This is a genomic window from Pseudoalteromonas sp. Angola-30 (assembly GCF_028599215.1).
GTDB classification, from domain to species: Bacteria; Pseudomonadota; Gammaproteobacteria; order Enterobacterales; family Alteromonadaceae; genus Pseudoalteromonas; species Pseudoalteromonas atlantica.
This window is the reverse complement of the sequence record NZ_JAQREI010000018.1, coordinates 21,111-45,397: the sequence shown is the minus strand read 5'-3', so window position 1 is coordinate 45,397 and position 24,287 is coordinate 21,111. Positions and strand designations below refer to the sequence as shown.

The following is a 24,287-nucleotide window of genomic DNA, read 5'->3' as shown; positions in this document are numbered from 1 at the left end:
TAAAACCACCGTAAATGCTGGCAAAACAACACACTTTGCTTTACATTTGCATGACATTAATTACAGTTATATGAGCGCCTTTATGAACAACACAACTCTTCAACAACTCGAACAACTGATTGACTCGCTTATCGAGCGCAACAACCAATTACAAACAGATGTTGCTAGCTTAAAAGAGCAAAACGCAAAACTAAGTGACGAAAACGAAATTTTACAACTAGAAGCCCTTGAAAACGAAGAAAAGCAAAAAGATGCCAGCTCTACGTTAACAGGCTTACTTGATAAACTACAAAGCGCACAACAGGCAAGCTAATGTCTGAGCTGCAAAACCAGCGGGTCACAGTTGAGTTGCTAGGTAAAGAGCAGCAGTTTGCATGCCCGGCTGGGCAAGAAGATGCATTAATAGCAGCAGCACAAAATTTAAATGACTTGGTTGAGCAAACAAAGCAACGCTCATCAGTTCGCAACGAACAACAGGCGATACTTTTAGCAGCACTTACACTTAGCCATGAGTTGCTAGAAGCTAAAACGCATGCCAGTGTAGAGCAACAGCAACAAGATCAACTCATTGATAAACTCAGCCAATGCTTGGCGAGTGACCCAATAAAAAAATAAAAAGCGCCCCGTGCGCTTTTTGTTTATTATGAGGGTAAATATATGCTGCGCAGAGACACACAATGACATTAAAACCCCTTTTAGTAACTGTAATCCCCGCCCTTTTTATTACCCTTAGCCTATTTTCTCACTCTAGTAAGGCAGCGGTTACTTGGCAGCAAATAAACGAAAATGTACAATTTTTAAAACAACAAGATAAGCTACGCTTTTACGATTCCAACCAAGTGCTCATAGAGGGCGAGCAATGCGCACTAATGGTTGATGCAAGCGGAAACTTTGCAGCCGTAGAAGCACTGGCAAAACAGTTAAAAAAACACCTTAAAACCCCGCTCTGTTATTTAGTTGCGACCCACTTTCATGACGACCATTTACTCGGCATGGCCGTATTACAAAACGCTTTCCCAAAAGCGCAGCTAATAGTACATCAACAGGTAGCCGATAATTTTGCCACATACCAACAGGCTTACGATGATAAGTTAGCAGGCTATGAAAAAAGTATAGAGCTGAGCTATCAGCGCTTAGCCACATTGCCCGAGCAACAGCAAACACAGTGGCGCGAAAAGCTCTCTTTAGCTAAACAACGTTTTTTGCGTTGGAAAACCTATCACTTAAAATCACCTAGCACCGTAATCAGCGAGCAACAAAGTATTGATTTAGGTAACTTTGCGGTACAAATAACGCCCGAAAAAGCCCACACAAACGGCGATTTAACACTTAGTACCAATAATGGCACTCTGCTAATAGGCGGCGATATTGTTGACTGGCTACCCTACCCAGGCCACGGCCAGTTACAAAATTGGCAAGCCTTGCTCAAACGCTATATTAATCAGCCTAATTTGCGTACAATATTTCCCGGCCACGGCGGGGCGCTTGTAAAAGCGCAACTTAAGCAGCCTTTAATGTTTTTAACAAATTTAATAACCCATGTGAAAAACAATAAAAAACAAACGCTTGAGCAACTTACTGAGAGTTTCCCTGCGGATGTTTTAGCACCATATAAACAAGAAGCGTTAAATACAAAGTCGAGCCAGTTATTTTTACAGGCTGGGCTTAAGCGCGCCCAGTTAATTGAGCACGCGCAGTAGTGTTATAAAATAAAGGATTGTAGATAAGAGATGAAGATGCGTGGATTGTTTGTAAGTTGTGTAATTATTTTTTTGTATGGCTGTAACAGCACACAAACACAACCCGAAACAGACGCACCACAAATTTTCACTCACTTTGAGCCAAGCTACGAAAACCAAATAGAGCTTGAGCCTGTACAGCCAAAACAATTACAGCAAGCCAATACTGCGCCGCCAGTAAAGGCAAAAAAAACAATTGTAAAAAAGCGCCCCGCCAAAGCTAAAAACCTATGGGTGCATATTGCCAACAACCTACATTTTACGGTGTATCAAAATCGCGCCTTAAAAAAGCGTATTAACTGGTATTTAAAACAACCTAACTATTTACCCACGGTAAATAAACGCGCCGCGCCTTATTTGTATCATATCGTAAAAAAAATTGAGCAAAAGCGCCTGCCTATGGAGCTGGCTTTACTGCCCTTTGTAGAAAGTGATTTTAGACCCACCATTGCCTCATCGCAGCAAGCAGTAGGTGTTTGGCAGTTAGTGGCCGCCACAGCGCATCATTTTGGCATTAAATCCGATCAGTGGTATGACGGCCGACAAGATGTACTTGCCTCCACCGATGCCGCACTTGAATACCTCAGCTATTTAAACAAACGCTTTGATGGCGACTGGCTACACGCCCTAGCGGCTTATAATAGTGGTGAGGGGCGTGTTAAACGAGCCATTGAGCGAAATAAAAAGCGCGGTAAAAGTACCGATTACTTTTCTCTAAAGCTGCCAAAAGAAACGGCCGACTACGTACCTAAACTGTTAGCGCTAAGCTACTTAGTTAAACACCCGCAAAAAGGCTTTAAGCGTCCTAAACTGGCTAATAAACCAATAACAACGCAAATGAATGTTGGCCAGCAGTTTGATTTTTCGGTCATCGCTAAGCTCTCTGGGGTTGGCTCAAAACAGTTGCACGCGCTTAACCAAGGCTACTTAAAAAATCAAAGCTCACCGAATGGTCCCCACTCATTGCTTTTACCTATCGGCCAAGAGGCACTGTTAAAAAGTCAGTTTTTTAAGTCTAATTTTGCAGGCGAATACATCGTTAAAAAAAATGATACGCTATACAGCATTGCAAGGCGCTTCAGCATGTCAGTAAGCGCGTTAAAGCAGCTCAATGGCAAACAAAATAATATGATAGGCATAGGTGAAAAACTGCTGGTTGGACAGCCTAAAACGCTCCCAAAATCGCTCACTATAGATTATCAAATTAGTCCTTATTTAGAGCCACAAGAAGTCGTGATCCCCACTCTTGAAATAGGCTATGAAGTAAAACAAGGCGATAGCTTGTGGAGCATTAGTCAGCTTTACGAAGTGCCGCACAGTGATTTAGCTAAATGGAACAACTTAAGTGCCTCAAGCATTTTAAAGCCTGGCACGCAATTAACGCTATTTATTCCCCAGGCAGAAAAACCCAAACAGCCGCAACAAAAACAAGATTTACTGCAAGATCTACAAAAATCACTTATTCAACCACGCTGAGTTTATAAAGCTCGGTATTTCGCGTAAAATCGGCTTTTAACTTAGTCAAAAACTTAAAGAGACAAGCATGCAAATTAGCAAAAATTCAGCAGTTGAATTTCATTACACATTAAGCGAAGCGGGCGAGCAACTAGAAAGCAGTATAAACCACGCGCCTCTTAGCTATATTCATGGCAGCGAAGGCATGCTTCCTGGCTTAGAAAAAGCCCTTGAAGGCAAAGCCGCAGGCGATAAGTTTAGCGTAACACTTGAGCCAAGCGAGTCATACGGTGAGCGAGTTGACGATTTAATTCAGCGTATTCCGCTTAAGCACCTACAAGGTGACGTAAAGGTGTGGAAACCAGGTATGACTGCGATGGTGCACTCAAACCAAGGCCAACACCAGGTAACATTAGTTAAAGTAGGCCGCTTTAATGCAGATTGCGATTTAAACCACCCGTTTGCAGGCAAAACGCTAACGTTTGATTTAGAAGTGGTATCGGTTCGTGAAGCAACCAGTGAAGAGATTTCGCATGGCCATGTTCACGCTGAAGGCGGCTGTGGTCACTCTCACTAATCACACACCTTAAATTAGGAGCAAGTATGTCTAAGGTTGCTATTGTTACAGGCGGTACAAAAGGCATTGGATTAGCAGTTGTAAAACGCTTTATTGAAAATGGCTACACGGTGCACAATTTGGATATTGAGTACAGCGAGCTGGGGGTTTTTCACCAATGCGATGTGAGTAATGTTAGTGCTGTAAAAGCATGTATTACGGCCATTTGTAAACAAAGCCCACGCATAGATGTACTTGTTTCTAACGCCGGTAAACACCTCAGTGCTAGCATTGAGGATACCGATGAGCATACTTTCGATGCATTATTTGCATTGAACGTTAAAGGGGCCTATGCGGCTGTACAAAGTGTACTACCCAGCATGAAAGCGCAAAACAATGGCGCCATTATTTTAATAGCCTCAGATCAGGCAATAATTGGTAAACCTAACTCGTTTGCCTACAACCTGACAAAGCATGCTCTTGCTTCTATGGCAAAAACCACAGCGCTTGATTACGCCCAATTTAATATTCGCGCGAATGCGGTATGCCCAGGGACAATAGAAACCCCTCTATTTCATAACGCGATAGATGCTTATTGTAAAAAAAGTGGGGCTAACAAGGCCGATATAGTGGCAGAAGAGGCAAGCCTTCAACCGCTAAACCGCTTAGGACAAGCTGATGAAGTTGCCGCGTTAGTTAGCTTTTTAGCAAGTGATGATGCAAGCTTTATAACCGGTAGCCTACAAAATATTGATGGCGGATATACCACACAATGAGCACATGCCGATGAGCCTGCAAATTATTGACCCCCACGTGCATTTTTTTAACCTTGCCGAGGGGCAATATACTTGGCTGCAAGGCGAAAACCCACCAGCATGGCCAAATTTAGAGTTAATAAAACAACCTATTAGCGAAAAAGAGCTACTAGAGAGCAGCGGCTTTACCCTCGCCGGCATAGTACATGTAGAGGCTGGTTTTGATAACAACGCCCCCATTAACGAACTTAATTGGCTAACGGCGCATTTAAAAAAGCTTCCCTTTAAAGCCATTAGTTACGCTCAGTTAGATTGCGCACCTGTGCAATTTGCAAAAGCAATAAACGCCCTTGCCCACCCCCATTTAATAGGCATACGGGATATCACCGAAGGCGCAGACGCACAGCGATTATTAAACCCAGTGTGCTTTAGTAATTTGCAAACCCTTTGCCAGCAAGGGCTGCATTATGAAGCCCAGTTTGAGCTTGAAAATACCGCAATAGCCGCTCAGCTTGCTCGTTACGCTAAGGCGCTGCCTCAGCTAAAAATAATAATAAACCATAGCGGCCTACCTAATAATATTAATAACTGGCAGCAAAGCATTCGCATGCTAAGTGCGCACAATAATATAGCGATTAAGTTTTCGGGTTTTGAGCTTTTAGCGTTGAACTTACAACAGCAACAAGATTGTTTTGAAACTATGTTCTCGTACTTTGGTGAGCAGCGCATTATGTTTGCGAGTAACTTTCCGGTTTGCCAAATTAACGCAAGCTATAATGATGTTTGGCATAGCCATCAAGCTTTGTGTAAAACAAATAAAATATGGCACAACCTTAGCTACGCAAATGCTAAGCATTTTTATAACATACCCTAGATAAGCTATATTAAATTTAACCACTTACGTAAATGCGGCAATGACTATGACATTACATTCGCAAATATCAGCCCTTGGCATTTTAACTATTTTAAGTGGTTGCGCATCTAACACGCAGCCTACTCCTAAGCTGCATCATGCCTTACTTACCGAGCCAAATAGCCAAGCGGTAGCGCGTGTTATAGAGCGCTTAATGCATATAAAAAACGTAACGCTTGCTGACGATATCTTTATTCACACCAGTACCTTTACTCTTAAAAACACAAACCGTAGTGATATAAAGGCCAACCAACAGCTTAACTTTCCCGATCAATTTGAGTTAATGATAAACAATAATCGCTGCTATATACGCCACCTTGATAGTAAAGCCACCGCTGAGATAAAAGGCGTTACGTGTACAATTAATCTTGCCAATTAATCCACTAACTATTCAAATGGTATTGCTCATAGGCATTAGAGAAACACAGCTATAAAAAAGCCAGTAAGTGAGTTATCACTTACCGGCTTTTACTTTTAACCATTAGTATTTAAATAACGCTCTTTAAATAAAGCTTAAATTATTTAATTTCTACACGTTGCGAGCGCATAACAATCTCATCATTTAATTCAATGCCTAAGCCTGGCTCTTCTGATACTTCAAAAAAGCCATTTTTTGGTTGTGGATCTTGTAAGCACAGCTCTCGGTTCCACTTTTTAATGGCATATGTATGATGCTCATGAATCAAAAAGTTAGGAATAGCGGTTTCTAAATGAAGCGATGCAGCTGTAGCAACAGGCCCGCCACATACATGCGCCTGAATACGCACATCAAAAATATCGGCGTAGTCACATACTTTTTTAGTTTCAGTAAAGCCACCACATAAACCGATATCGGGTTGTAGTACATCAATGCTTTGATCTTCTAAATAAGGACGCACACCCCAGCGGTTGTATAAACGCTCACCGCCTGCAATTGGCACTGCCACTTTATCTGCTACTTTTGCATGTAAAGAATGGTTTAAGTAGTTAACTGGCTCCTCGTAGTACATGCAATCAAACTCTTCGGCTATTTCACCAATTTGTATAGCAGAGGTCGCGCCAGGTAAGCTGTGGCACTCAAAAATAATATCCACTTCATCGCCAACTGCTTCACGTATAGCTTGCATACGAGCACGGTATAGCTTCATTTCAGCGCGAGAAATTATTTTAGTACGGTCGTAATACGTATTGCCGTCTTTATCGTATTGGATAGGGTCAACTTTTACTGCATCATAACCTTCGCCAATCGCTTTTAACGCCGCTTCTGCGTATTCTTGCGGTTGTACTAACGCTTTAAATTCGCTGTCCCAATCAAACTGTAGCTGCGATGCATAAGTACGTAGCTTATCGTTTACTTTGCCGCCCAGTAATTGGTATACCGGTAAACCAAGTGCTTTACCTTTTATATCCCAAAGTGCTGTGTCTATGGCGCTCATTGCTGCATAAACAACAGGGCCGCCACCTAAACCCCAAAAGCTTTCGCGTAACATACGCGACCATAACTTTTCGGTTTGAAATGGGTCGTGCCCAATTAAAAAAGCATCAGCCATTTCTTTTATCATTGCTGCTGCTGCGCTGTGGCCTAAATCGTAAGCCAAACCAGCCTCACCTACACCACTAATACCTTCATCGGTATGAATACGTACAAAAACCGGCGTCCAGGCTGGACGCTCTGGGCAATGAATATCAAATACTTCTACGCGATTTACTTTCATTAAAATTCCTTATTAGCCACGCAGGCTATTGTGCAAAACTGGGATCAAGTCGGTACGCTTTTCGTAACATGGCAGGCCACGCTAATTGCCCACCTGTGCTGCCGCTATGTACCACATTAGCTTGGTTATAAATATTGTCGATAATTGGCTGCGGCACCGGAATAACCTCTTGTGAGCTGGCTTGTAATGCAAGCTGAATTTCGCAGGCACGTTGCAAGTCATAAAAACGCATAAAGGCATCGCCTACGGTTGGGCCTACGGTTAAGCCACCATGATTTACCAATAGCATATGATTGGTATTGCCTAAATCATCTTGTAATACTTTGCGCTCGTCATCATTTACAGCCAGCCCTTCATAGCCATGGTACGACAGCGAAGGGAGCGAAAACATAGAGTATTGGCTTAGTGGCAATAGGCCATTTTTTTGTGTAGCAACGGCAATGGTTTCTTTTGTATGTAAGTGAATAACGCAATGAGCATCTTCACGCACTTCGTGAATTGCGCTATGAATAGTAAAACCTGCCGGGTTAATGCTAAAGGGGGTGTCGTCAATAATATTGCCGTGCAAATCAACCTTTACTAGGTTTGATGCAGTTACTTCGTCAAACGTTAAGCCAAACGCATTTACAAGGTAGTGATCAGTGCCAGGTAAACGTGCCGATAAATGCGTGTATATTAAATCCCCCCAACGAAAATGCTCTACTAATCGGTAGCAAGCAGCTAAATCTACGCGCAATTGCCACTCTTGCTCCGACACTTTATTTTTTAAATCTAGTTGGGGTAAATCAATCATAATCAGCCTTTTAAAATACGTACAACAACTCAAGTACGAATAGATGTTTAGAAGTCTAAAGCAGTATTAATTTTATAGCAAACACAAACAAAACAGCCACACAATTGTGTGGCTGTTTACGCTGCGCTTTAATTTAAAACGATAATACGTTTTTAAACGCGGTGCTTTATTTTACCTTTGAAAGGTAGTCAGCAATTGCTTCAAACTCTTCGTCCGTTACCGTTGCAACCATTGCTTTCATTGCGGCAGTCATACCATTGCTACGCGCGCCCGATTTAATATCTTTCATTTGGGCCACTAAATAGTCTTTGTTTTGACCATTAATTTTAGGGTATGCGCCCATAATCGGTGCTTTACCTTCTGCACCGTGACATGTTTGACACATTTTTTGGGTGTAAAGGGCTTCGCCATCAGCAGCGGCGGCGTTAAACGAAAAACTTGCGGCTAAACTAATACCCGCGCCTACTATTAGTGCTTTCATCTTGCTCATTATATTCACTCTTCTTTTTGACGGTTAGAAAATAGTCTATTGATTGTAGTAAACAATCTAGTAAAAAGCATACGTATCAATTTACGTTAGGCGATCAAACAAACATGACTACGTTTTCAGCCATTGTTGTTAACTTTAGCAAACAATACTGAACAGACACTTACCATACTAAATCATCTGGTACTTCAAAGTCTGCATATGGGTCGTCTTCATCTTTTGGTTTGTTTTCAGGTTCAACATGAAAAACAATGTACTTTTCATCAACTTCTGCGACTTTACGCGCCGGCTCATCATCGAGTACGTAAAACTGCCCTTCCAGTACACAAATAGCTAAACGACCACCCGATAACGCTTTTTGGGTTTTCTCGTTTACGTCTATCCCTTTTACTTTGTTATCGTAAGTAAAATTAAAGGTACGCTCACCGCGGATAGAGTCTTGGTTATGGTGCTCAAGTATTTGCTTAACACGAGCAACTTGCTCACGTTGCTTAAGCTCTTCTTGGCGCGACTGGTTAAGTTCTTCAGCCTTTTTTTGCTGCTCTAATTTAGTTTGCTGTATGTGCTTTTGCAGATCGCTTGGGTTACTGGTAGCCCCTTTTTTTTGCTTTTTTTGTTGCTTACGTTTTTCTGACTTAGCAACTTTAGCTTTGTGCGATGTTGTTAACCCTGCTTGCAGCAATTGGTCTTGTAATGAACCCATGGCTTTGTTCCACTAAAAACTTATATTAGGTTTATTTTAATCACCAACGAGTACAAATAACAGTGCTATTAGCATTAATCTAGCAAAGGGCTGAATATACACTTTGATTTAGCGCAATTGTTAATGATTTAACCTATGAAATATAAGCCATTTTTCATATACTTTGGCTAACTTATCAGCTTATGTTTTAAGCCCTACAATGCGTTTTGCTCATTTACTTATTTGCTCGGTGTTTATATTTTTTGTGCTGTACGCACCTCAGCCTTTATTGAGCTTATTTGCTAGCGAATTTAACGTTCCCCCTGCGCTTGCCGGCAGCTTAATGAGCGTAACCATGCTGCCTCTAGCAATTGCACCTTTGGTTTATGGGCTATTTTTAGCCAAGCAAAACCCGCTTATTATTTTACGTATTGCTATGTTTATTTTAGGAGTGAGCTGCATACTGTTTACAGTAGCGCCAAGTTTTGAGCTATTACTTTTGGTGCGTTTTATACAAGGCTTAACCTTACCTGCCGCGCTTACCGCGATGACGAGCTTTATTGGTATACGTTACAGCGCAGATGCCTTACAAAAAAATATGACCTTATACATAGGCAGTACCATAGCTGGCGGCTACTTTGGCCGAGTATTAGCCGCTTTATTTAGTGATGTATGGCATTGGCAAAGTTTTTATTATGTTATTTCGATTGTGCTTATTGGCCTGGCTATAAGTATAAAGCCCACGGGCTTTGTGGTATCTAATCAGTCAGCACTTACGCCGTTAACGTATATTAAGCAGCTAAAAGATGCGGCAGTACTAAAATTGTATGGCGCCGTTTTTTGCATGTTTTTTTGCTTTGCAGCCTTATTAAATTACCTACCGTTTATTTTGCAAAACACCTTTTTAATTACAAACACACGCGATATTGGCTTAGTGTACAGCGGCTACTTAATCGGTGCTTTAGCTTCTATTGCAACACCTTGGCTTGCTAAAAAAGTGCCTTCAGCTTGGCATTTACTTGCTGCGGTTTTTATCGTGTATAACTTAAGCATTGTATTACTTATAAGCCAGCAACTGAGTGTGTTTTTAATCGCGTTTACGTTATTTTGTGCTGCTATGTTTGTTATACACTCAAGCGCTGCTCCACTTGTTAACAAGATTAGCAGAGCGCCTGCAAGTGTAACGAATGGCGGGTATGTATCGTTTTATTATAGTGGTGGGGCACTGGGCTCGTTATTGCCAGGTATTGTTTATCAACACTCAGGACAAACTGCATTTATGCTTTGCTTACTGAGTGTGTGTTTTATTGGTTTAGTATTAGTCACTTTAGGCTATCGAGAAGGTAAAAACATTACCCGAGGGTGATGCCCTGTATGCTCAAAAAAGGTATTTAAATCATTTTTTGTAAGCAGCCAAGTTTGGGTGTTTTCAAACGGGTGACAATGAAACAGCTCGTTAAACCAAATATCTTGATCAAGCCACAAAGTAACGTTGCTTTGTTTATCGTTTGCTAAAGCAAGCATAGACACACACCCAGGCGCCACTTTTAAATAACGTGCTAACCGCTCGCTAGAGGCAAACCCCAACCGAGAAAGCCCCTGTTGCTTAGATAGGTTTTTTAAATCGAGCTGTTTGTCGTGTGCGGTAATTACTAAAAAGTGCTTTTTGCCCTCATTATCACGCAAAAACAAGTTTTTAAGTCGCGTACCTGGGCGCTCCACCATAAATGCATCAGCATCTAAACTGGTATGTAACGCAGGGTGTTCTATTACATCGTAATTTATACCTAATTGCGCTAACAACTGCGCAAGCTTTGCTTTATCGGCCAACATACTACAAACAACGCCCTCTTAGCTGCACACTTAAGTCACGCCATAGCACTTGTGTAATTTCGTGTTTTTTTTCACAATAGTTATTTTCACTGAGGGTTTCGTTTAAAAACCTGACGGCTTCATCCTCAAGCTTAAGTTTTAACACACTAGAGTCTTCGAAGTGTTCTTGTTCTATGTAACGTTTTACATCAGAGCGGCTCGGTCTTTTTTCGCCTCGCCCGCCGTTATTTAAGTTTATGTTACTGCGATGCTCAGCCTTTACCGATACAACATAAGCAAATATTTTGTTACCTTGCTCATCCACGTTCTCATAAAACTGCTTGTTATTTATTTCATAAGGAGGCGCTTCATTACTTGCACACCCTGCAAGTAGCAAAGCAAGTATACAGATACTTTTTTTCATTGTTTTGTCGTTTCGCGAGGTATTTTTCTCGAGTCTATCAAAAATAAACGATAACAGTTAAATATTGCTAAAAAATACTTGACCAAATTTATAAAAATATTTAAAGTTCACCCCGCTTGGAACTCAGCAGCCAAGTAATTACAACTATGTAATTTAGGAATGTGGGGCTATAGCTCAGCTGGGAGAGCGCCTGCCTTGCACGCAGGAGGTCAGCAGTTCGATCCTGCTTAGCTCCACCACTTTCCTACTCTTCTATTACTTCCTATTTTTCATCGCCTTATTATTCTTTTATCTTCTACACAATAACTTTTATATTTGTCCATTCCTTGTTTGTTTAGTTTTTGTTGGCTATAAATTATCTCATCTGTAGCAGTGATACTTTTGGCTTAAACAATGGATACCCCTAAACGCACCACATTAAAAAAGCTCGCTGTGATCGGTTTAACCGCCGGCGTAGTTACTCATGTACCTTATGTGTTTGCCCGAAAAAAAGTAACCCTAAGAGTCTTAGGAACACATGTCACGCTACAAGAAGCCATTCGCAAACAAGCAATGCTTGATTTAGGCATAAATATAGAATTTTCCCCTGCAGGTAGTGCTGCCGTATTACAAAAAGCCTCCATGGACCCTGGCTCATTTGATTTATACGAGCAATGGTCAAACAGTATTAATGTGCTTTGGCGGGCGGGGTCTATTCAGCCCATAGAAAAAAAACGACTAACCTACTTTAATGAAATAAATTCTCTAACCAAAACAGGGAAGCTCACCCCCGATGCAAAATTAGGTGCAGGCGACGCTCCTTATAAATTACTCAATGTACAAGAGGACGGCACACTAAGCGCAAACGAAAGCGATTACATTAGCTTTTTACCTTATGTACATAATGTTGACTCTTTTGGCTATAACACCGCCAAGATTAAGCCTGGTATTGCCTACGAAACTGAAAGCTGGGGCTGGTTACTTGATGATGCCCACCGGGGTAAAGTAGGCATTGTAAATGCACCCACAATTGGCTTATTTGACCTTGCCTTGGCAGCACAAAGCAAAGGGTTAATAACATTTAAAGATATTGGTGCGATTACTCGCTCCGAGCTTGACCGTTTATTTAGTATTTTAATTGACTATAAACGCCAAGGGCATTTTGCAGGTTATTGGAACTCGGTACCAGAGTCTGTTGAATTTATGAAAAGCCAACGCGTGCATATAGAAAGTATGTTTTCCCCCGCTGTGGCCGCGCTCAATAGCCAAAATGTTAACGTACGATTTGCCGCTCCAAAAGAGGGCTACCGTGGCTGGCATGGGGTAATGTGCTTATCGTCACAGGTTAATAAAAACCAAAAAGATGCCGCATACGATTACATGAACTGGTGGCTTTCGGGATGGGCCGGCGCATTTATTGCTCGCCAAGGGTATTACATTAGTAATCCACAGCGCTCAAAAGCAATGCTTTCACCAAGTGAATGGAATTACTGGTACTTAGGCAAGCCCACTACGGTTGACTTACTAAACACCCAAAAACAAGTCGCAGTAAAAGCCGGCGAGCAGCGAAATGGTGGTAGCTATTTAAAACGCTTAAGCAATGTAGCTGTTTGGAATAGCGTTATGCCGACTTACGATTACAGCTTGCAAAAATGGTATGAGTTAATAAGCAGATAATGATAACCCGTTCAATAAAATCAAAAATAATAATTGCCCTATGCGTATTAATTACTTTATTAATTTTGCAAAGTTACCTATTCAATTATTCTCAAAAATCACTTTTTGAGCTGCAAAATGCGCAGCACAAAGCTTTATTACAAAGCGAGTCCGTTACCCGTTTAGAAAACGATGTGATTTCTTTGCAAAGCCAAGCTATTGCTTATCTAGATCATGCTAATAGCAATACCATTGAAAAGTTTAATATGCACTTAAATGCTGCAAAAAGGGATTTAGATACGCTAAGTACATATTTAAATGAGTATGACGAAAACTATCAAAACAATATAAAGCGCCTTAACGAGTACTTAAATAATTACCAAGATACATTTAATCGCGTAGTCGTTAACAGAACCAAACGAGAGCAACTGTACATTACACAGTTCAAACAACCTATTGAAGCGCTAAAAGCACAACTTAATGAGCTTGAAAAAAACACGCAAACAAGCAAGCAAAGCGTAATAGTGAATATACTCTTAACTATTAGCAATATAGAACAAGCAACAACCAATTATTTACACAAGCCAAATTATGATGAAGCACAAAATGTGCAAGATAACCTAGCACACTTAAATACCCTACTGGCGAGTATTGAAACCGCTAATGTTAACCTACTTAATAATACTGACGAGCTTGAGCAAGCGTATAGCCAATTAGTTATTTTAACCCGTAGCTATACGTTTTCGATAAATGTAGTTTTAACAGGAATAGAAAACGAGCTGCTTTACCTAGCCGAAAAAATTAGGGATGTAGAGAAGCAAAAGCTCACCCAGACCGAGCAGCAGCTAAGAGACCACGTATTAAAAAGTACCGAAATGGCCAACCTTTTTGCCGCGCTGATCACTGTTATCATAATAGTAATCACCTTTTTTATTTTTAACTCTGTCATTAAGCCCATCGCGAAATTAACTAAGCTGTTAAATGATATGAGTAATGAAAAACAAGTTACACTTAATGGCAATACACATCATCAAAGTGAGATTAACTCGGTTATTACTGCGGCTAATGCGCTGTATTTAAAAAACAAACAAACAAAGGCACTATTAGCACAAACCCAAGCGCTCAATACTAAAATGGAATTAATGAACAAAGAGCTAACCGTCGCTATGACTCAGGCAAAAAATGCTAACCAAGCGAAAGGCGATTTTGTTGCTAATATGAGCCATGAGCTACGCACTCCAATGAATGGTATTTTAGGAATGCTGCAGCTATTACAAAGCAGCGCTCTTCCTGCAAAACAAAAACACTATGCAGATAAAGCGTTTTCAAGTGCTCAAAATTTATTGCAAATACTTAATAACGTACTCGATTTTTCTAAACTTGAGTCTGACAAAGTAAAGCTTGAATCAATCCCTTTTACTTTGCATACCGTGGTTTCTAATGTGAAAAATTTATTTTCAGTAAATGCTAAACAAAAAGGGCTGCGCCTTAATTTTGTATTGCATGTTGATGCAGGGCTTGAACTTCTTGGCGATCCGCTTTATTTAAGCCAAATCATTAATAACTGCGTGGGTAATGCGCTAAAGTTTACAGAGCGCGGTGAAATAACCTTAAGTATTGAGGCCACCACACAAGATAAGCAAAATATACAGTTACGTTTTGGGATAAAAGATACAGGCATAGGCATGACGCCAGAGCAAACAGAGTCTATTTTTGACTCGTTCTACCAAGGCGACTCCAGTACAACCCGCAAATATGGCGGCACGGGATTAGGTTTAACTATTTGTAAACAACTTACCAAGTTACTAGGCGGCGAAATACAAGTACGCAGTACGCCTCACGTCGGGAGTGAATTTTATTTTACACTCCCATTTAAAATGACAAACCAAGAAACACTTAAAAAACATGCGCTACTTATAAGCCCCGATAAAAAGCAAATAAACTCGCTCACTAAGCTGCTAAGTAATGCTGATATAACGACAGAAGTTACCCAAGAGCCACTGCGCGCCATTGCGAAGATCTCTCAACCTAACAATCCGTTTAGTATTGTATTAATGGCATTATTACAAGCCGAACTAAAAGATAACTTTATTTTACAGCAGCTCTACTTACAAAAACAAAGAAACAAGCACAAACTATTGCTCATTCTCCTTATTAGTGACCAAGAACAACCACAAGCAGTGCCCGATAGCGAACATATTGATATTATTACTATAGGTAATAGCCACCCTGAATCGCAATTAATGCGCTTGCTGCTAGCCGATTCGACTAACCTGCCTACCAGTGATAGCTACCCACAATATACTGGCTATACAGCCCTAGTAGTCGATGATAATCCGATTAACCAAGAGATTATAGAAGCCCTACTTAGTAAAATGAATATGACCGTTGTCTTGGCAAATAATGGTAAAGAAGCATTAGAATGCGTAGACAAGCATGAAGTTGATATAATTTTTATGGATATTCAAATGCCTGTAATGGATGGCTTAGAGGCAACACGAATACTTCGTCAGCGAGGTTATATAACACCAATAATAGCAATCACTGCTGCAGCATTTTCTAATGATAAAAAAGCTGCTATTAGAGCTGGAATGGATGACTACTTAGTAAAACCACTATTATTTGGCGCACTGTATGAGACGATAGAAAAACACATAAAGAAAACTCATACACTTAGTACTTTAAATTTAGCACTCGCAATAGATAACCTTGATGGCAATAGCGAGCTTATAAATACTGTATTTACTAAATTTATTGATGATTATAGTAATTTTACAGATATTGCGGCCACCAGCCTTAGTAATAATGAATTTAAAAGCCTATCTATGGCAATGCATAGTTTAAAAGGACTTGCCGGTACATTAGGCTTAGAGTTATTAGAGCAATGCGCCAAAAAGGCTGAAATGGCGCTAGCAAACAAAGCAGATGTTGATTTAACCGAGTTTAATGAGCAGCTTACATTAACATTATATGCTGTTAGGCAATTTCTTGTTACACACTCTATTTCGCAAGTACCTGCAGGTGCAGAGCATTCAGAACAAAAAAGTACATTAATAGATAATATTTACAATTTAGCTTTATCTGCCCGCCCAGTCCCTAGCCAATTAATTAGAGAAATTGAGCGTAAGCAATTCCCACGTTCACACCCATTATTTGAGTTAAAAGAAGCAATAGATAACTTTAACTACGCTTTAGTGATTAAACTTATTAACGATTACAGAAATAACTATAAAAACTAGACAATTATGGCAACTATAAACTAACTTTAAGAAGTAATTAAAGAATAAGGATTTAGTGTGCATTCAACCTTTCTAGCTGGCAACAATGAACCTGCAGTAGCTCAACCGCGAAAGCCTTTGATACTCATTGTTGATGACGAACCTAGCAACCTACATGTATTAGTTGAAGGCCTACTTGCAGACTACGATGTACGCATTTCAACAAGTGGTGAACAAGCGCTTGTATTTGTTGAATCCACACGCCCAGATTTAATTTTACTCGATATTATGATGCCAGGCATGGATGGCTATGAAGTATGTAAAATATTAAAAGCAAAGCAAAACACCAAAGGTATTCCCATCATTTTTGTTACCGCACTTACCGAAGAGGAATCGGAAGAAAAGGGCTTTACAATGGGGGCCATTGACTACATTCATAAACCCTACAAATTAGCTTTGGTTAGAGCACGCATACGCACACATATTACTGCGCAAGGCATGCTAGACAGACTCATTGAAAAAAACTTTGACTTACACGACAAATTACTAGAAATAGAAGCTCTTGCCAAAGAGTTAAGCCAGCGTGAGGAAGAGCTAAAGCAGCTGTCATCTAAGCAAAAGTTATTTTACCAAGCGCTTACCAGCACGGCCGACGGTGTTGTAATTACTAATAGCGAAGGAAAAATTATCGCTGTTAATCCATCGTTTTGTAGAATTACCGGCTATTGCGAGGCCGAATCGCTGGAAATGGATCTAAAAGATATTAAAAAGAATAACCACCCTAATATCAGCTTTGACAAGGTCTGGAAACACGCAAACGAAGCAGGCTACTGGAGTGGTGAGCTTGTCACCAGAAGAAAAAATGGTGAGTTATACCCTGAGCTATTAACACTAAGCATGGTAAAGGGCGAGCAAGACACCAACATTCACTACATTGGCGTTTTTAGTGATATTTCAAGCGTAAAAGTAACGCAAGAACGCATAGATTACCTAACTTGGCATGATGAGCTTACTAAGCTGCCAAACCGTAACGGTTTTTTAAAGCAATTAGAACAACAACTACAAGATTGTAGTAGCGACAAGACCTATGCCTACATTTATATTATCGACATTGATAGCTTCCATTCTATTAATGATGGTTTAGGGCTATTAGCAGGGGATAATATTTTAAAGGAGCTTGCTCAGCGTATTCATGCCAATGTAGATAAAAAAGATATTATTGCACGCTTAGGCAGTGATGAATTTGCCGCCTTATGTAGCGTAGATAAAGGAATTGGGCGTACACGCGCTCAATCAATTGCTGAAAACAAAGCGCAAGAGCTTTTAAACGCAGTCAACCGCCCTTTTGACGTTGATGGGCAAGAGGTTAGCTTAACAATTAGTATAGGCACTTATATTTTCCCGCGAGACGATGTATGGGAAAGTGCTATTGAGACAATAAGAAATTGTGAAGCAGCCTGCTATAAAGCCAAAGAAAAAGGCGGAAACAGAGTTACTTTTTTTGATACCTCATTTGGCGAGCAAGCTAAACGACGCTTTGAAATTGAACAAGACTTAAGAAAAGCCATTCCTCAAAATGAGCTATCCATATTTTTGCAGTCGCAATTTGATAGTAAGCAAACGTTAAAAGGCGCAGAAATACTGCTGCGCTGGGATCACCCTCAAAAAGGCTTCATAAGCCCATGTGAATTTATATCAATAGCTGAAGAATCTGATGTTATTTTTGAATTAGACTGCTGGGTTACGACTAATGCACTTAATTTACTTACCAAGCTTAAATACAGCCACCCAAGTTTGAATATTTCGGTAAATATAAGCGGTCGACATTTTCATGAACCGCGATTTTTAAACTTTATAAGCCAACAAATTAAAAGTGTTGATATTAATCCTCAGCAACTCACAATAGAGATAATAGAGGGGACGCTACTTAATCACATGGAAGCGGCCATTGAAGCCGTACACTGCCTTAAAAAGCTGGGCGTACGTGTATCGATAGATGACTTTGGCACGGGCTACTCAAGTTTAACCTACTTAAAACAGTTACCTATTCATGAGCTAAAAATAGATCGCTCATTTGTGCTTGAAGCCCCCACTGATAACAACGATAAATTAATTATTGATATGATTGTCAGCCTTGGCAGGTTGTTTCAATTAGAAGTGGTAGCGGAAGGAGTCGAGAATCAATCGCACTTTGACTTATTACAAGAGTACCCTGAGGTTATCCTACAAGGGTACCATCTGCACCGGCCAGAGCCATTAGAAAGCTGGTTAGAAAAACTAAACCATACTTTGCAAAACGCATAAAAAAACGCCGATTAAACAATCGGCGTTTTTTATATGTGAAGTACGTTACTTACGTACTTGGCCTTCGCCATTAACTAAATACTTTTCAGTTGTAAGTGACTCAAGCCCCATAGGACCATAAGCATGTAGCTTAGTTGTAGCTATACCAATTTCAGCACCTAACCCTAATTGCGAGCCATCTGAGAAACGCGATGATGCATTTACCATTACTACCGATGCATCAACACTGCGTTGGAAAAGCTCAGCCGCAGTATCGTTTTTAGTACAAATAACCTCAGTGTGGTTTGAACCAAATTGAGCAATATGCTCCACAGCAGCACTAAAGCTTGGTACTACACGAATAGCAATTTCTAAATCTAAGTATTCTTCACCAAATTCATTATCAGCAAGTACTGTAGCATTATCGAAGTATTTTGCAGCTTGCTTATCTGCATTAATTTTCACCCCTTCTTGGCGCAATACAACGGCACATAAATTTAAAAATTCATCAGCAACGTCTTGGTGAACCACTAGCCCTTCAAGCGCATTACATACGCCTGTGCGCTGTGTTTTACCATTTAATAGTAAATTAAGTGCAACCTCTAAGTCGGCATCTTTATCTACGTATAAATGACACACCCCTTTAAAGTGCTGAATAACAGGAATAGTACTGTTTTCTGTTACAAAGTTAATTAAGCCTTCGCCACCACGTGGGATGATTAAATCAATACTTTCGCGTTGCTGCATTAGCTCCATAAGCAATGCACGGTCTGGATCAGGAATAACTGAGATCAGTGCTTTAGGTAAGTTATGTTTTTCAAGTACACCGTGCATTACACTCGCAATGGCTTGCGAGCTTTTAAGGGCTTCTTTACCGCCGCGTAAAATAACACCATTACCCGATTTAAAACACAATGCGCCTGCATCCGCAGTTACATTAGGACGCGCTTCATAAATCATACATACAACACCTAATGGCACACGCATTTTACGTATTTTAATGCCATTTGGGCGCTCTGTAATGTCGCGTAGCTGACCGACAGGATCATCTAAACTTACAATAACTTCAATACCTTCTGCCATTGCTTCAATGCGCTCTTCGTTAAGCGTTAGGCGGTCGATCATCGAAGCGGCTAAGTTATTATCGCGTGCTGCGCTTAAATCACTTTCGTTTTCTTTAATTATAAATGCTTTTTCTGCGCGTAATGCTGCCGCCATTTCGGTTAACACTTGGTTTTTGGTCTCGGTGTCGAGTAAAGCAAGTGTGTTTGCAGCTTTTGCTGCCTGGCGTGAAATATCCGTAATCAAACTCATGACTTCTCCAATAATGCGATATCTTTTTCTGAAATAACAGGACCAATAGAATCCTGCATTTTTTCGCTAAATTCACTTTGCTCGTTATCTGCAATAAAGCTTAACAAGCAACTACTATAATTTGCGGTGGCTTTTGCTAAACGTGTGCCATCCTCGCTTCTAACTAAAATGGTATCGCCAATGGCAAACTCACCATGAACTTCCATTATTTCATCGCCACGTATGCAACCGTTTTCACCTTCAAGAGACTCATCAAACGAGCCATCTACAACTACTTCACCTTGCTCATTAGCTGTATGCGTCATCCAGTGCACAGCTTCTTGCATTGGTTTTTCATAAGGAAGGAAAACACTACCAGGGTTGTCACCTGCCAATAATCTATTAAAGGTTTCTTCTTTAAAGCCATTAATAATATAAGTAGCAATACCGTGAGACGTTGCTTTTTCGGCAGCTTCAATTTTGGTTTTCATGCCACCGGTTCCTACAGAGCTTGTAGCACATCCTGCCATAGCATAAATAGACTCATCAATTGATTTTATTTCAGGCAGTAAAACTGCATCGTCGTGCAAATTTGGGTTTTTATCATACAGCCCATCTACATCAGAAAAAATCATTAATGCATCGGCATCAGCGGCCGCCGCTACCATGGCTGATAAGTTATCGTTGTCACCTACTTTTAAGTCATCCGTTGTTACAGCATCATTTTCGTTAATGATAGGCAGTACACCATGCTCTAACAAAGTAAAAATAGTTTCGCGAATACTTTCATAGCGCTCACGGTCACGCAAATCACCATGGGTTAATAATAATTGCGCTGAAGGAAAATCGAAAAAGCGATCCCACATGGCCATCATTTCAGTTTGACCTGCCGCTGCCATCGCTTTTTTCATCACAACTGAACGTGGAATGTCAGATGGGAATAAGTGTGAGCCTGCAGCTACTGAGCCTGAAGATACTAAAATAACTTCAATACCACGAGCACGACAGCGAACAATAAATTGCGCAATGGTTAATAAGTAGCGTGAACGGCACCCATCTTGATCTGGAGCAATTAATGCACTACCTACTTTTAAAACAATACGACGCCAATTTAACTTTTGCATAAAATCTCAACTTTCCATTTTATCTGCATTCACATAGTGTGAACTAAAACTAGGTAATTGCGTGAAAAACACGCAATTTCGAATAGGTTGTTTGTTTATACACTTTTTAAACGCACGCAAATACACGACCTAAAATTGCTTTTAGATTTGTAAAGACATGAAACAGCACCAACCAAAATAAATGGAGGTCTATTAAATATAAAAATAAAAAGTGTTGTTTATGTATCGCTGTAAAAAGCTGTGTGCGGCCTTTTTGTTAACAACATACATAGAGCCTCTAAAGTCAGATACACCAACAGATAGGGTGATGACTTAAGGACCGAGATTTAGCCGCCACGATGGGAGCTAAACATTGAAAGTAATAGTTCAACTCAAACATTTATTTACTTAATTGCTTAAATAAACTTGTTTGAAAAAACCATACCAAGATATTCAATAATACAATAGCTACTAATTAATGGTAAAAATAGCGTACAAATCTATTATTACAGGGCAAATATGACGCTAGTATTAATACATACCGTTATTTTGCAAAATTATATTTAGATGACTAATTGTTTGAACTCTAAATATAATACGACATTTCAAGGGGTAAGATCAAGGCTAAAAATCACTCTAATGTATAGCTACGCCTCACCTTCAAACGGTTAATCATTTAAAATCAAAGAGTTATATTTATTTTTGTGTTTTAATTCAATTTTTATAAATAAATCAATAAGTTTAACCTACAATTTTTGTATTAAGCGCTAAAATTTTATTAGCAAATTAAACATTTCACGTGTATACCCCTGTATTAATATTTAACAAAAGTTATACTTTTCACATTGTGATAAATAAGGAATTCTTAATTTATGTCAGCAATTTATATAGCCGGTATCGCACTTTGTTCGGTGCTTGCCCAATGGGTAGCGTGGGCGTTTAAAGTACCCGCTATTTTGTTCTTATTGCTTACCGGTTTATTGCTAGGGCCGTTTAGTGGTGTATTAGACCCTGATGCTTTACTGGGTGATTTATTATTTCCTGTTGTGTCACTGAGTGTGGCTGTCATTTTATTTGAAGGCTCCCTTACTTTGCACTTTAGAGAGTTAAAAGGCATAAGTAAGGTCGTACGTAACCTGTGCTCTATCGGCATGATCACCACCTGTGTGGTAATAAGCTTAAGTGCCTATTGGTTACTGGAGCTTAACTGGCGGGTGGCTGCAGTATTAGGCGCTGTACTAGTAGTAACAGGGCCTACGGTAATCGCCCCTTTACTTAATTCGATGCGCCCAACACAAGATATTGACCGTATATTACGATGGGAAGGCATTGTAATTGACCCAATCGGTGCTCTTTTTGCTGTGCTTGTATTTGAAGCAGTCATGCTGGTAGGCCAAGGAGAAGTGCTTAGCCACACTATTGTTGCACTTGTTAAAACAGTCGGCGTAGGGCTTTCTATCGGTGTTGTTGCGGGGTGGATCACCACACAGCTTATGCGCCGTGAATGGCTACCGTTCGAGTTACATAAATTTGGCATACTTGCCTTGGTGCTTATTAGCTTTTCGGTATCTAATCACTTAAGTCATGAATCGGGATTATTGGCTGTTACCGTATTTGGTATTTGGCTTGCCAATCAAAATGATTTAGAAATCGATTCTGTACTTGAGTTTAAAGAAGACTTATCGATGATTTTAATATCATCACTGTTTATTTTACTTGCTGCGCGGCTACAGCTTTCTGACTTGATGATGTTAGACAGCGACGTATTTATATTCCTTGCAGTGGTGTTATTTATAGCGCGTCCATTGTGTATTGCCATATCTACTTTTGGTACTGACTTGCCAATGAAATCGCGCTTGGTGCTATCGTGGATAGCCCCTAGAGGTATTGTTGCAGCTGCTGTTGGCTCGGTATTTGCGCTAAGTATGATGGAAGCTGGCGTAGCTGATGCAGAAAAAATGGTGCCGTTAATATTTACCGTTATTATCATCACTGTAGTATTGCAAAGCTTAACTGCTATTCCTGTTGCTAAACTATTGGGCGTGCGCCAACCTTCTCCAAATACCATACTGATTATTGGTGCAAACCATGTATCTCGCGCTATAGGTAAAGGTTTACAAGAGCAAAGCATTCCTGTTCATCTATCAGACCCCGCATGGGAGAACTGTAAAATGGCTCGTATGGACGGCCTTGCCTGTTATTATGGTAACCCACAATCAGAGCATGCTGAACGTTACTTGCCGCTCACAACAATAAGAACGGTATTAGCACTTTCACCAAACCGCCACCATAATGCGCTTGGTGTACAATATTTTTCTCATTTATTAAATGAAAAAAATGTATTTTCACTGCGCTCATCTACATCGCATGCTAAAGCGAACAAAGACAGTGCAACATTCCTATCTAGACAAATTTTGTTTGGTGAAGATGGCTCTTACGCTCGCCTAAGCAGTATTATTGCTAAAGGCGGTAAAGTAAGTGCGACGCGTATTTCAGAAGAATTTGATTGGGAAAAATACCAAGAGATGAACCCTGAAGCGATCCCGTTGTTTATTTTAAAAGGTGATAAAGACAACGACGACGATACGCCAGTAAAGCTTCGCCCATTTACCAGTAATATGGAAAAGCCACCGCAGGAGGGAGAGCGTATTTTTGCACTTCAGCCGCCAAAAATGTCGGTGTTAAAAGACCCCGCTAAAACAAAAAATAAAGAAGAGAGCTAACCTCTTCCAGTTATTGCAAAAAAGCCCTAATTAAATATTAGGGCTTTTTTATTTTATAAAAATAGCGTGCGTTATCGGCACTTACATGGGTAATCTCGCGCGGGCAACAACACTATCGGGCATTTTTTTAGCGAGTAAGCTAAGCGCACGCTCAATTTTTTTATGGGTTGCTTTATCTGCCACCATGGCATTGAATAACCACCGATACGCATCTTCAAAGTCACGTGGGCTTCCGTAGCCTGCATTAAAAAGCTTAACCAGCCTTAGCTGTGCTTTTAAGTTCCCTTGCGCTGAGGCCTCTCGTAAGTAGATAATGGCCATAGCTTTATCTTGCTGCACTAAGCGACCCGTGTCGTAATAACGTCCAAGCTGCTCTAACGCAGCCGCTAAGCCTTGTTCAGCCGCTTTACGCATGTAGTACACACCTAATTCCACATTGCGTTCAACACACACGTTATATGCCAGCATATCGCCATATAAAAATTGGTAAGATGGCAGCGCCATTTTATTGGCCCTTGCCTCTATATCTTGTACTAATTGGCAATCGTCTGCCTTTACACGCTGCAAATGTGTATTTTTATTTATTAGTGCAATCAGCTCCGGTTCGGTATAAAGCGGCACCGCAGCGGGCGTTTCTTCAGCTAACACATTGCTACTTATAGATAAAAGTAACGGAGTGAGCAAAGACGCTAGAAAAGTGTTACAGGTAGATAGGCGCATGT

22 protein-coding genes and 1 tRNA gene are annotated in these 24,287 nt (G+C 40.3%); 14 read left to right on the top strand and 9 right to left on the bottom strand.

Annotated elements, in window-relative coordinates; genetic code table 11:
- Window positions 1-82 precede the first annotated feature (82 nt).
- The 8 genes from zapB (at window position 83) to PSH54_RS17450 (ending at window position 5,797) form a co-directional block, all read left to right on the top strand.
- Entirely contained in the window at window positions 83-313 is a 231-nt protein-coding gene (gene zapB / locus PSH54_RS17485) for a cell division protein ZapB (protein ID WP_024031454.1), read from the top strand.
- Window positions 313-615 (top strand): cell division protein ZapA, encoded by a 303-nt coding sequence (locus PSH54_RS17480; RefSeq protein WP_029772040.1) that lies wholly within the window; start codon window positions 313-315, stop codon window positions 613-615. The genes zapB and PSH54_RS17480 overlap by 1 nt, the downstream gene beginning before the upstream one ends.
- A gap of 62 nt (window positions 616-677) precedes the next feature.
- The gene (locus PSH54_RS17475) at window positions 678-1,700 is read left to right on the top strand and encodes an MBL fold metallo-hydrolase (protein WP_273606707.1); all 1,023 of its coding nucleotides are present in this window, start codon (window positions 678-680) and stop codon (window positions 1,698-1,700) included.
- A gap of 36 nt (window positions 1,701-1,736) precedes the next feature.
- A complete protein-coding gene (locus tag PSH54_RS17470; RefSeq protein WP_273606706.1) occupies window positions 1,737-3,215 on the top strand; it encodes a LysM peptidoglycan-binding domain-containing protein in 1,479 nt (492 codons plus the stop codon).
- Window positions 3,216-3,282: 67 nt separating this feature from the next.
- Window positions 3,283-3,771, top strand: a complete 489-nt coding sequence (locus PSH54_RS17465) for an FKBP-type peptidyl-prolyl cis-trans isomerase (protein WP_096042383.1) — start codon at window positions 3,283-3,285, stop codon at window positions 3,769-3,771.
- Between the two features lie 26 nt (window positions 3,772-3,797).
- Window positions 3,798-4,526 (top strand): SDR family NAD(P)-dependent oxidoreductase, encoded by a 729-nt coding sequence (locus PSH54_RS17460; RefSeq protein WP_054983248.1) that lies wholly within the window; start codon window positions 3,798-3,800, stop codon window positions 4,524-4,526.
- 10 nt (window positions 4,527-4,536) lie between these two features.
- On the top strand, window positions 4,537-5,379 hold the full coding sequence (locus PSH54_RS17455; protein WP_256851362.1) for an amidohydrolase family protein: 843 nt from the start codon (window positions 4,537-4,539) through the stop codon (window positions 5,377-5,379).
- Between the two features lie 46 nt (window positions 5,380-5,425).
- On the top strand, window positions 5,426-5,797 hold the full coding sequence (locus tag PSH54_RS17450) for a hypothetical protein (RefSeq protein WP_273606705.1): 372 nt from the start codon (window positions 5,426-5,428) through the stop codon (window positions 5,795-5,797).
- A 139-nt stretch (window positions 5,798-5,936) separates the two neighbouring features.
- Here PSH54_RS17450 and PSH54_RS17445 read toward each other — a convergent pair whose 3' ends face one another.
- The 4 genes from PSH54_RS17445 to PSH54_RS17430 all read right to left on the bottom strand — a co-directional run bounded on the left by PSH54_RS17445 (window position 5,937) and on the right by PSH54_RS17430 (window position 9,095).
- Window positions 5,937-7,112 (bottom strand): mandelate racemase/muconate lactonizing enzyme family protein, encoded by a 1,176-nt coding sequence (locus PSH54_RS17445; protein ID WP_054983246.1) that lies wholly within the window; start codon window positions 7,110-7,112, stop codon window positions 5,937-5,939.
- A gap of 25 nt (window positions 7,113-7,137) precedes the next feature.
- Window positions 7,138-7,905, bottom strand: a complete 768-nt coding sequence (locus PSH54_RS17440) for a class II aldolase/adducin family protein (RefSeq protein WP_024031462.1) — start codon at window positions 7,903-7,905, stop codon at window positions 7,138-7,140.
- A gap of 166 nt (window positions 7,906-8,071) precedes the next feature.
- Window positions 8,072-8,395 (bottom strand): c-type cytochrome, encoded by a 324-nt coding sequence (locus PSH54_RS17435; RefSeq protein ID WP_004587649.1) that lies wholly within the window; start codon window positions 8,393-8,395, stop codon window positions 8,072-8,074.
- 160 nt (window positions 8,396-8,555) lie between these two features.
- Window positions 8,556-9,095, bottom strand: a complete 540-nt coding sequence (locus PSH54_RS17430; protein ID WP_004587650.1) for a DUF2058 domain-containing protein — start codon at window positions 9,093-9,095, stop codon at window positions 8,556-8,558.
- 199 nt (window positions 9,096-9,294) lie between these two features.
- On the opposite strand from PSH54_RS17430, the gene PSH54_RS17425 reads away from it, so the two are divergent.
- Window positions 9,295-10,440 carry an MFS transporter gene (locus PSH54_RS17425; RefSeq protein ID WP_273606704.1) on the top strand — a complete coding sequence of 382 codons (1,146 nt, stop codon included), beginning with the start codon at window positions 9,295-9,297 and terminating at the stop codon, window positions 10,438-10,440.
- On the opposite strand, the gene PSH54_RS17420 is transcribed toward PSH54_RS17425, so the two are convergent.
- The gene (locus PSH54_RS17420; RefSeq protein ID WP_273606703.1) at window positions 10,407-10,907 is read right to left on the bottom strand and encodes a prolyl-tRNA synthetase associated domain-containing protein; all 501 of its coding nucleotides are present in this window, start codon (window positions 10,905-10,907) and stop codon (window positions 10,407-10,409) included. The genes PSH54_RS17425 and PSH54_RS17420 overlap by 34 nt on opposite strands.
- A 1-nt stretch (window position 10,908) precedes the next feature.
- Window positions 10,909-11,310 carry a hypothetical protein gene (locus tag PSH54_RS17415; RefSeq protein ID WP_248462889.1) on the bottom strand — a complete coding sequence of 134 codons (402 nt, stop codon included), beginning with the start codon at window positions 11,308-11,310 and terminating at the stop codon, window positions 10,909-10,911.
- 163 nt (window positions 11,311-11,473) lie between these two features.
- On the opposite strand from PSH54_RS17415, the gene PSH54_RS17410 reads away from it, so the two are divergent.
- The 4 genes from PSH54_RS17410 to PSH54_RS17395 all read left to right on the top strand — a co-directional run bounded on the left by PSH54_RS17410 (window position 11,474) and on the right by PSH54_RS17395 (window position 18,467).
- Window positions 11,474-11,549: transfer RNA gene (locus PSH54_RS17410), tRNA-Ala, on the top strand.
- A 154-nt stretch (window positions 11,550-11,703) separates the two neighbouring features.
- Complete coding sequence (locus PSH54_RS17405; protein WP_138579730.1) at window positions 11,704-12,966, top strand: ABC transporter substrate-binding protein; 1,263 nt, start codon at window positions 11,704-11,706, stop codon at window positions 12,964-12,966.
- Window positions 12,966-16,184: a hybrid sensor histidine kinase/response regulator gene (locus PSH54_RS17400; protein ID WP_273606702.1), complete on the top strand. Its 3,219-nt coding sequence runs from the start codon at window positions 12,966-12,968 to the stop codon at window positions 16,182-16,184. Before PSH54_RS17405 ends, PSH54_RS17400 begins: the two co-directional genes overlap by 1 nt.
- A gap of 57 nt (window positions 16,185-16,241) precedes the next feature.
- Window positions 16,242-18,467 carry a two-component system response regulator gene (locus tag PSH54_RS17395; protein WP_273606701.1) on the top strand — a complete coding sequence of 742 codons (2,226 nt, stop codon included), beginning with the start codon at window positions 16,242-16,244 and terminating at the stop codon, window positions 18,465-18,467.
- 45 nt (window positions 18,468-18,512) lie between these two features.
- Here PSH54_RS17395 and PSH54_RS17390 read toward each other — a convergent pair whose 3' ends face one another.
- Together PSH54_RS17390 and proB are read right to left on the bottom strand one after the other, a co-directional pair.
- The gene (locus PSH54_RS17390; protein WP_273606700.1) at window positions 18,513-19,760 is read right to left on the bottom strand and encodes a glutamate-5-semialdehyde dehydrogenase; all 1,248 of its coding nucleotides are present in this window, start codon (window positions 19,758-19,760) and stop codon (window positions 18,513-18,515) included.
- Window positions 19,757-20,863, bottom strand: coding sequence for a glutamate 5-kinase (gene proB, locus PSH54_RS17385; RefSeq protein ID WP_004587658.1), 1,107 nt, complete (start codon window positions 20,861-20,863; stop codon window positions 19,757-19,759). Before proB ends, PSH54_RS17390 begins: the two co-directional genes overlap by 4 nt.
- A gap of 851 nt (window positions 20,864-21,714) precedes the next feature.
- Here proB and PSH54_RS17380 point away from each other — a divergent pair.
- Window positions 21,715-23,565, top strand: coding sequence for a cation:proton antiporter (locus tag PSH54_RS17380; RefSeq protein WP_024031470.1), 1,851 nt, complete (start codon window positions 21,715-21,717; stop codon window positions 23,563-23,565).
- A gap of 81 nt (window positions 23,566-23,646) precedes the next feature.
- Here PSH54_RS17380 and PSH54_RS17375 read toward each other — a convergent pair whose 3' ends face one another.
- Window positions 23,647-24,285: a tetratricopeptide repeat protein gene (locus tag PSH54_RS17375; protein WP_273606699.1), complete on the bottom strand. Its 639-nt coding sequence runs from the start codon at window positions 24,283-24,285 to the stop codon at window positions 23,647-23,649.
- Window positions 24,286-24,287: the final 2 nt, after the last annotated feature.

What these genes read in the sequence shown, in the direction of transcription:
- zapB (WP_024031454.1), top strand. Translation starts at nt 83, where the DNA reads ATGAACAACACAACTCTTCAACAACTCGAACAACTGATTGACTCGCTT.
- PSH54_RS17480 (WP_029772040.1), top strand. Translation starts at nt 313, where the DNA reads ATGTCTGAGCTGCAAAACCAGCGGGTCACAGTTGAGTTGCTAGGTAAA.
- PSH54_RS17475 (WP_273606707.1), top strand. Translation starts at nt 678, where the DNA reads ATGACATTAAAACCCCTTTTAGTAACTGTAATCCCCGCCCTTTTTATT.
- PSH54_RS17470 (WP_273606706.1), top strand. Translation starts at nt 1,737, where the DNA reads ATGCGTGGATTGTTTGTAAGTTGTGTAATTATTTTTTTGTATGGCTGT.
- PSH54_RS17465 (WP_096042383.1), top strand. Translation starts at nt 3,283, where the DNA reads ATGCAAATTAGCAAAAATTCAGCAGTTGAATTTCATTACACATTAAGC.
- PSH54_RS17460 (WP_054983248.1), top strand. Translation starts at nt 3,798, where the DNA reads ATGTCTAAGGTTGCTATTGTTACAGGCGGTACAAAAGGCATTGGATTA.
- PSH54_RS17455 (WP_256851362.1), top strand. Translation starts at nt 4,537, where the DNA reads ATGAGCCTGCAAATTATTGACCCCCACGTGCATTTTTTTAACCTTGCC.
- PSH54_RS17450 (WP_273606705.1), top strand. Translation starts at nt 5,426, where the DNA reads ATGACATTACATTCGCAAATATCAGCCCTTGGCATTTTAACTATTTTA.
- PSH54_RS17445 (WP_054983246.1), bottom strand. Translation starts at nt 7,112, where the DNA reads ATGAAAGTAAATCGCGTAGAAGTATTTGATATTCATTGCCCAGAGCGT.
- PSH54_RS17440 (WP_024031462.1), bottom strand. Translation starts at nt 7,905, where the DNA reads ATGATTGATTTACCCCAACTAGATTTAAAAAATAAAGTGTCGGAGCAA.
- PSH54_RS17435 (WP_004587649.1), bottom strand. Translation starts at nt 8,395, where the DNA reads ATGAGCAAGATGAAAGCACTAATAGTAGGCGCGGGTATTAGTTTAGCC.
- PSH54_RS17430 (WP_004587650.1), bottom strand. Translation starts at nt 9,095, where the DNA reads ATGGGTTCATTACAAGACCAATTGCTGCAAGCAGGGTTAACAACATCG.
- PSH54_RS17425 (WP_273606704.1), top strand. Translation starts at nt 9,295, where the DNA reads ATGCGTTTTGCTCATTTACTTATTTGCTCGGTGTTTATATTTTTTGTG.
- PSH54_RS17420 (WP_273606703.1), bottom strand. Translation starts at nt 10,907, where the DNA reads ATGTTGGCCGATAAAGCAAAGCTTGCGCAGTTGTTAGCGCAATTAGGT.
- PSH54_RS17415 (WP_248462889.1), bottom strand. Translation starts at nt 11,310, where the DNA reads ATGAAAAAAAGTATCTGTATACTTGCTTTGCTACTTGCAGGGTGTGCA.
- PSH54_RS17405 (WP_138579730.1), top strand. Translation starts at nt 11,704, where the DNA reads ATGGATACCCCTAAACGCACCACATTAAAAAAGCTCGCTGTGATCGGT.
- PSH54_RS17400 (WP_273606702.1), top strand. Translation starts at nt 12,966, where the DNA reads ATGATAACCCGTTCAATAAAATCAAAAATAATAATTGCCCTATGCGTA.
- PSH54_RS17390 (WP_273606700.1), bottom strand. Translation starts at nt 19,760, where the DNA reads ATGAGTTTGATTACGGATATTTCACGCCAGGCAGCAAAAGCTGCAAAC.
- proB (WP_004587658.1), bottom strand. Translation starts at nt 20,863, where the DNA reads ATGCAAAAGTTAAATTGGCGTCGTATTGTTTTAAAAGTAGGTAGTGCA.
- PSH54_RS17380 (WP_024031470.1), top strand. Translation starts at nt 21,715, where the DNA reads ATGTCAGCAATTTATATAGCCGGTATCGCACTTTGTTCGGTGCTTGCC.
- PSH54_RS17375 (WP_273606699.1), bottom strand. Translation starts at nt 24,285, where the DNA reads ATGCGCCTATCTACCTGTAACACTTTTCTAGCGTCTTTGCTCACTCCG.